Annotated in this window: 7 protein-coding genes; 3 read left to right on the top strand and 4 right to left on the bottom strand. The window is 67.4% G+C overall.

Annotated elements, in window-relative coordinates; genetic code table 11:
• Positions 1 to 221: 221 nt before the first annotated feature.
• Both QH195_RS26555 and QH195_RS26550 read right to left on the bottom strand, forming a co-directional pair.
• A complete protein-coding gene (locus QH195_RS26555) occupies positions 222 to 656 on the bottom strand; it encodes a type II toxin-antitoxin system VapC family toxin (protein WP_280421166.1) in 435 nt (144 codons plus the stop codon).
• Positions 653 to 901 (bottom strand): ribbon-helix-helix protein, CopG family, encoded by a 249-nt coding sequence (locus QH195_RS26550; protein ID WP_280437407.1) that lies wholly within the window; start codon positions 899 to 901, stop codon positions 653 to 655. The genes QH195_RS26555 and QH195_RS26550 overlap by 4 nt, the downstream gene beginning before the upstream one ends.
• 90 nt (positions 902 to 991) lie before the next feature.
• Between QH195_RS26550 and QH195_RS26545 the strand changes: the two genes are divergently transcribed.
• The gene (locus tag QH195_RS26545; protein WP_280437410.1) at positions 992 to 1,990 is read left to right on the top strand and encodes a TIGR03617 family F420-dependent LLM class oxidoreductase; all 999 of its coding nucleotides are present in this window, start codon (positions 992 to 994) and stop codon (positions 1,988 to 1,990) included.
• A 19-nt stretch (positions 1,991 to 2,009) separates the two neighbouring features.
• Here QH195_RS26545 and QH195_RS26540 read toward each other — a convergent pair whose 3' ends face one another.
• Positions 2,010 to 3,383, bottom strand: coding sequence for an ABC1 kinase family protein (locus QH195_RS26540; RefSeq protein WP_280421164.1), 1,374 nt, complete (start codon positions 3,381 to 3,383; stop codon positions 2,010 to 2,012).
• A gap of 204 nt (positions 3,384 to 3,587) precedes the next feature.
• Between QH195_RS26540 and QH195_RS26535 the strand changes: the two genes are divergently transcribed.
• Complete coding sequence (locus tag QH195_RS26535) at positions 3,588 to 4,217, top strand: TetR/AcrR family transcriptional regulator (RefSeq protein ID WP_280437406.1); 630 nt, start codon at positions 3,588 to 3,590, stop codon at positions 4,215 to 4,217.
• Between the two features lie 266 nt (positions 4,218 to 4,483).
• Positions 4,484 to 5,713: a PucR family transcriptional regulator gene (locus tag QH195_RS26530; RefSeq protein ID WP_280437405.1), complete on the top strand. Its 1,230-nt coding sequence runs from the start codon at positions 4,484 to 4,486 to the stop codon at positions 5,711 to 5,713.
• Positions 5,714 to 5,722: 9 nt separating this feature from the next.
• On the opposite strand, the gene QH195_RS26525 is transcribed toward QH195_RS26530, so the two are convergent.
• Positions 5,723 to 6,556 carry a MerR family transcriptional regulator gene (locus tag QH195_RS26525; protein ID WP_280437404.1) on the bottom strand — a complete coding sequence of 278 codons (834 nt, stop codon included), beginning with the start codon at positions 6,554 to 6,556 and terminating at the stop codon, positions 5,723 to 5,725.

The raw sequence follows: 6,556 nt of genomic DNA, 5'->3' as shown, positions 1-6,556 counted from the left end.
CGCCCTGGGGGCCCTCTCTGCGCCCCGGGGGGGCCGCGGTCCTTTTACTCGTGGCGGGGGCCCCCCCCCCCCGCCCCCCCCCCCCCCCCCCCCGCGGGCCCCCCCCCCGGCGGGTGGGGGGGGCCCCCCGGCGTCGCGCGTTTCAGGCCTGGCGCCGCGCCGGCACGGAGCTCCGAGGGGGTTCGGTCCGATAGACGGCAGCCGTCCGACTGTATTCCGGGTCAGTAATCGTCCGGCAGCACCCGGAACCCTTTATGGCATGTCAAGGGCGCAACCGCCCGGAAGTCGCGGCGATCCAGCGTCAAGATGTCCGAGGTTTCGTACCGTTCCGCCAGTGCCACATTCACTGCATCGGTGAGATCCAAGCGCAAATCTCGGTAATGACGCTGAACAAGGCGTGCCGTCCGAAGCAATTCTGCCGATACCGCACCGACCTCGACGCGGCCGGTGTTCTCTTGCGCGAGCAGCCAATCATTCACACCGTAGGCGAGATCCCGGTTCAGATTCCGAGTGATCACATGCTCGATCTCGAGCAGAACCAACGGCGATACAACCGTCGAACCAGCTTGTTGCAGTACCCGACGAGCCGCGGCATGTTCCGGATCGGACGGGTTGAATGCAGCAATCAGCCCAGAGGTGTCACCGATCAGGATCATCGACGGTCGTCGGCGTCGGTGATGGCTTCGTGGACGACTTCATCGACCTCTACGGCGGCAATCGGATGGCCGAGGTCGAGCACTGGGATATCCCACTCGTCCTCCCATCGGCGGGCCCGCAGTGCAGCGATGTGGAATGCCTCGCGGAAGTACTCCGCCTCCGGGCGACCCTGCCGAGCCGCCGCCTCCTTGATTGTCTCGAGGTCCTTCTCATCGACCATGACCGTTGTCTTCTTGAGCGCCATATGGTTATGGTACCTCCGCCATATGCCTGCCCGTCCGCGCCTGTTCCACGTTCGGCAGCGGCTGGCGGCATGATGCACTTGGATGGGCTGATGCTGCTCGATCTCCAGTTGGACGCACGCCCGGACCGTTGTGAGGAACGCGCCCGCACCCTCGTCGAGGCCGGTGCCGCCGGATTGTTCACCTTCGAAGGCCCGCACGACGTTCTGCTGCCGCTGGCGGCGGTGGCCGGCCGGGTGGATACCGACCTGATGACCAATGTCGCGATCGCGATGCCGCGCAGTCCGATGCATCTGGCGCATGCCGCCTGGGATCTGCAGCTCATGTCGCGTGGACGGTTCCGGCTCGGGCTCGGTTCGCAGATCCGGCCCCATATCGAGAAACGCTACGGCACGACCTGGTCCGCTCCGGCGGCGCGGATGCGGGAGATCGTACTGGCCGTGCGGTCGATCCTGACGTCCTGGCAGGACGGCACCCCGCTCGATTTCCGGGGCGAGTACACCCGGCACACCCTGATGCCGCCGACTTTCGTCCCCGGCCCCAACCCGTACGGCGCGCCGCCGGTGCTGCTGGGCGCGCTGGGCCCGGTGATGACCCGCACCGCGGCCGAGGTCGCGGACGGGTTGCTGGTGATGCCCTTCCACAGCCACCGCCATTTCCGGGAACGTACGCTACCCGCGGTAGCGGAGGGCATGAAACGGGCGGGCCGCACGGAATTCCCGCTGTACCCGCAGGTGATCGTCGCGATGGGCCGCTCGGCGGACGAGCTGACGGCTGCCTGCACCGGTGTGCGCGGCTTGCTCGCGTTCTACGGTTCGACACCGGCCTACCGCCCCGTGCTCGATGTCGAGGGCTGGGGCGATCTCCAGCCGGAACTCAACGCCCTCTCCAAATCCGGCGACATCATGAAAATGTTCGACCGTATTTCCGATCCCATGGTCGACGCCCTCGCGGTACGGGGCACTCCCGAAGAGTGCGCGGCCGAGATCACCCGCCGCTTCGCCGACGTAACCGACCGGGTGTGCTGCTACTTCCCCGGCTACGACCCACCGGCCGACCAGATCGCCGCCCTCGCCGCCGCCCTGCGCTGAGCCGGCTCCGACTCCCGTCTCAGCCGGCGGCCCGCCAGCCCGCGATCGCCCGTCCGATCTCGGTGGCGGGGGCTGCGCCCTCCAGCCATTCCCGGGCGATCCGGTGCCAGTTGTTCGTGGTGACCAGCTGGCCGAGTACCGCGAAGGTGAACAGGTCCGCGCGGCGGGAGAAGACGTGCTCGGGCGGCAGCGACTGCTGGTGCATACCGCGGAATTCGGTCGCCCGGGGATCCATCGCGAGAACCACCGCCCCCGTGGCGAGTTCGGGGGTGATGGTGACCTCGTCGTCGAGCAGATGCCAGCCCGCGGCCGCCCAGACGTAGTTCAGGCATTCATCCACGGTGACCCCGGCCTCGGGGTCGATGATCCCGCGGCCGACCCAGGCGTCGTAGAGGTCCGCGCCGCGCATCTGCCCGGCGGCGCGCAGGCAGTCGCGTTCGAAATCGGCGTGTACCGGATCCATCCGGTGGTAGAGACCGAAATCGACGAAGGCCAGCCGGCCGTCCGCGGCGAGCATCATGTTCCCGGGGTGCGGGTCGCCGCAGAATTCGTAGTCGGTGAACAGCGAGTTGATGTAGAAGCGATAGATCAACTCGCCGAGCCGGGACCGGTCGTCGTCGGGCAGAGCGCGCAGGGCGTCGAACGGCTGCCCGTCCACGAACTCGGTGACCAGGACGTTGGGTCCGCAGTACTCGTCGACGCAATCGGGAACGGTGACGAAGGGATGCCCGCGGTAACGTTGCGCGACGCGGCGCTGGTTACGCGCTTCACGCGGATAGTCGAGTTCACCGCCGATATTGCGGGCGATCTCGTCGAGTACGCCCGCGTCGGCGGCACTGGGCAGCGCGGCTTTCCAGATTTTGCCGAACAGTTTCAGATTGCGCATATCGGCGTGCACGGCCTCGTCGACGCCGGGGTATTTCACCTTGACCGCCACGATGCGACCGTCACGCAGCCGGGCACGGTAGACCTGCCCGATCGACGCGGCAGCGATCGGTGTCTCGTCGAAATCGGCGAAGACCTCCGAAAGGCGGCCGAGATCGTGCTCGATAACGGTGCGCATCGCCGAAAAAGGGAATTCCGGTGCACGATCACGCAGTTCGGCGAGTTTGGCCCGGAACAGTTCGCGGTGCGATTCCGGCACCAGGTCGATATCGAGGACCGACAGCATCTGCCCGAGTTTCATCGCCGCGCCCTTCATACCGCCCAGCACCGTGACCATCTGCTGGGCCGCCTGCAGGGTGGATCGTTCGGCGAGGGCGCGCCGCGCCTGTTCCGGCCGGCCCAGCATCGCGACCTTGGTTCCGGCCTCACGGAGGGCTTGGCCTGCGGCCAGCCGGCCCAGAGCGCTGCCCCGGACAAGCCGCCCGTGGGGAACCCGACCCGTTGCCATCCGCACCTCCATGGACCGCTGGGGGGTAACGGCGGTCACACTACAGTCGACGGGATCGATACGCGAGGCACTACCGCGCTCCCGGTGGGCCCGGTCCGGCTTCCGGGAACCGCACGCCGAGAGCAGACGGTTTTCTCGATCCGGGACTTCGTGTTCGCACTAAGCTGAGCAAAGCTCGTCTTTGCGCAGGAACAGGAGGATGCGGTGCCCGCGAAAGCCGGCCGGCGTAGGCGCCCGACCCAGGAGCGCGCGCGGGCGACCCGCGAGCATATTCTCGACACCGCCGCCCGGCTCTTCGGCGAACGCGGTATAGCCGACACCTCGACGAATCGGATCGCGGCGGAGGCCGGGGTAAGTATCGGCACCGTCTACCGCTATTTCACCGATCGGGCTGTCATCGTCGACGAGTTGCTGGAGCGGCTGCTCGAGACCATCGAGCAGCGCATCACCCAGCGATTGGTCGGTATGTCGCAGGAATCGCCGGAGAAGCTCGTCGCCGGACTCCTGGAGATCATCACCGATGAACTGGTGGCCAACGCACCGCTGGTCCGGGCGCTGGTGGCGGGAGTCCAGTTCTACAGCAGCGGCTTACCGGAATTCGAGCCGCGCCTGCGCATCCTCGTCAAGGTGATGCTGATCCAGCTGCTCGGCCCCGGTGACGATCACGAATACGACACGATGACCTTCGTCCTGATCAATACGATGTTCGCGGCGGTTCTGCGGGCGTCCGCCATCGAGGTCGACGACGGGCAACGGCTGGCAGCCGTCAAGATGACCGCGCGGATGATAGGCCGCTGGATCGAGTCCGAGATCGAGCGGCGACCGGCCGCCTGAGATCCGCTCGAAAAGTGAGCGGTATCCGTGGTTTGCTCCGCATCGCCCGCGATACCGGCATCTACGGTACACATTTCAGCAGGTGAAAGCGATTTTCTACGATGTCCGCCGATGTCGAAAGCGGAGTAGAAGGTGAGCGATAGCTCAGATTACCGTGTGCTCAGAACCGGAAACCCCGCCACACCGTAACGGGTCCGCGGCGCCGGGTTCGCTCCCGGCCCTCGCGCCGTGGGGTATTTCGATCTGCGGTGACGAGGAGGTCCCCGGTGATTGTCGAGCGCACCCTTCACCACGAACCCGATGCGGGCAAACATATCCCCGCACCACCGGCACCCGATGTGCACCGATTGGCACGCGAGGTGGTGGCCGGGCTCGCCCGGTCCGGAACGCTCGGACCGACCGTGCCGGACACCGTGCTGCGCGGTGAGGTCACCGCGGTGGTGCGGGTCTGCCTGCGCTGGTTGATCCAGCGTCTGCGGGGCGAGTGCCCGCCGCCGCGCCTCGATCGGCTCCGATCCGCCGCCGGCGGCTGGGCCCGCAACGGCGTCGCGATCGGCACCGTACTGCACGCCGCCCATCACGGCCTGAAAGCCGGCCTGGACCTGTTGATTCCGCGAGCCGGCCGGGTCCCCGGTACCGATATCGCGACCGTGATCACCGCTTCGGTCGAATTGCTCGCCCTGATCACCTCCACGGTCAGCAAAACCTATGTCCGCGAGCTCAAGAGCGCGGCCGCCGAGCATCACACCGAGGTGCACACGGTGACCTCGGCCCTGCTCGGCGGGCATACCGCCACCGCCATGACCCGAGACGCGAGTGTGCCTATCGCGGAACGGTATTTCGTCCTCGCCCTGGCCGTACCGGCGCACCCCGACGAGCACGATCCGCGCTTGGACCGGCAGGTCGTGGCCCGCCGTAAACTGCGCAGACTGCAGTCCGCACTGGCCACCCGGCTGGACCGGCAGGCACTGCCACTGCTCTCGGTGGACGGCGGCACCATCCTCGTCCCCGCCGATTCGTGCACCGATGCGGAAATCGACGACCTCGTCGACAATCTCTCCGCCGCAACATATGTGGACATCACCGCCACCGTCGTCATCGCCGCGGCCGCGGATGTACCGGACGCCACCCGGCAGGCACACGAACTACTCGATATCGTCGAACAGCTCGGGCTGGCGGCCCGAGTCCATCGCTTCACCGAATTGGCGCTGGAATACCAGCTGACCCGCCCCGGAGCGGGCCGCACCCGCCTCGGCCGGCTGCTCGATCCGCTCGACGACCACCCCGAACTGTTGCAGACGTTGCAGATCTACATCGACACCAACCGCAACCGCACCCGGGCCGCCCGGCAGCTGAACGTCCACCCGAACACCGTCGATTACCGAATGCAGCGAATCGGCGACCTCACCGGTCTCGACCCTACGAATGCCCGGACCTGGTGGTACTTGTACAGCGCTCTGATCGCCCGCCGCTCGCGGGCCGCGTCCAGCGCCTGAGACGCCGGATCAGAGCTCGGCCGACGGCGCGGGCTCCTGACCGAGGCCGACGACGACCCACCCCGGACGGTCCGCCGGATCCACACGACCCAGTTTGGTCCACCCGGTCCAGCCGCGTTTCCGGAGTAGTTCGATCAGCCGGCGCGCCGCGGGCACGGTATCGAATGCCAGGGTGTCGAGCAGTTCGGCGAACGGCGGGTCGATCTCGGTGTCGTCGAGATGGTCCTCGCCCAGTTCGTCGGCCAGTTCGGTGATGTAGGCGGCCATGGAATCGGCGAGTTCGGTGAGCGCTGGATCGTCGCCGGGCAGGTCGAGGGCGCGGCCGAGGGTGCGGTAGAAATCGATGAGCCGGGGGTCGTCGAGTTGCTGTTGTTTGCGGGCGATCCACTCCGGTATCCGCTCGGAGGAATGCGCTACCAGCGGGATCCAGCCGTCGCGTTCGAAGCGCACGATCCGCTCGTCGACCCCGAGCGACCGGAGCCGGTCGAGGAATCCGATCACCTCCGGCGGCAACACCAGGCCGTCGCCGCTGGTGAGGCGGGCGATGCGGTCCCGGCGCCGCTGCCGTTCCCGGATCTCCGCGCGCAGCCGCCGGTCGATCTCGGCAACGGCCGCCGCGAATTCCGACTCGCCGGCGCGCAGCAGTTCCTGCACCCGCACCAGCGGTACTCCGGCCTCGGCGAGGGTCCGGATCTTGATCAGTTCGATCACCGCGCCGGCGTCGTATCGCCGGTAGCCGGAGTGGTCGCGTTCCGGTTCCGGCAGCAGCCCTTTGGCGTGGTAGTGCCGCACCGCGCGCACCGTAACCCCGGCATAGGACGCCAGTTCGCCGATGGTCAGCAT

Origin of the sequence: Nocardia carnea, assembly GCF_029868855.1 — a bacterium.
GTDB lineage: Bacteria > Actinomycetota > Actinomycetes > Mycobacteriales > Mycobacteriaceae > Nocardia > Nocardia carnea_A.
This window is presented reverse-complemented; position numbering and strand designations above follow the sequence as displayed.

What these genes read in the sequence shown, in the direction of transcription:
- QH195_RS26555 (WP_280421166.1), bottom strand. Translation starts at nt 656, where the DNA reads ATGATCCTGATCGGTGACACCTCTGGGCTGATTGCTGCATTCAACCCG.
- QH195_RS26550 (WP_280437407.1), bottom strand. Translation starts at nt 901, where the DNA reads ATGGCGCTCAAGAAGACAACGGTCATGGTCGATGAGAAGGACCTCGAG.
- QH195_RS26545 (WP_280437410.1), top strand. Translation starts at nt 992, where the DNA reads ATGCTGCTCGATCTCCAGTTGGACGCACGCCCGGACCGTTGTGAGGAA.
- QH195_RS26540 (WP_280421164.1), bottom strand. Translation starts at nt 3,383, where the DNA reads ATGGCAACGGGTCGGGTTCCCCACGGGCGGCTTGTCCGGGGCAGCGCT.
- QH195_RS26525 (WP_280437404.1), bottom strand. Translation starts at nt 6,556, where the DNA reads ATGCTGACCATCGGCGAACTGGCGTCCTATGCCGGGGTTACGGTGCGC.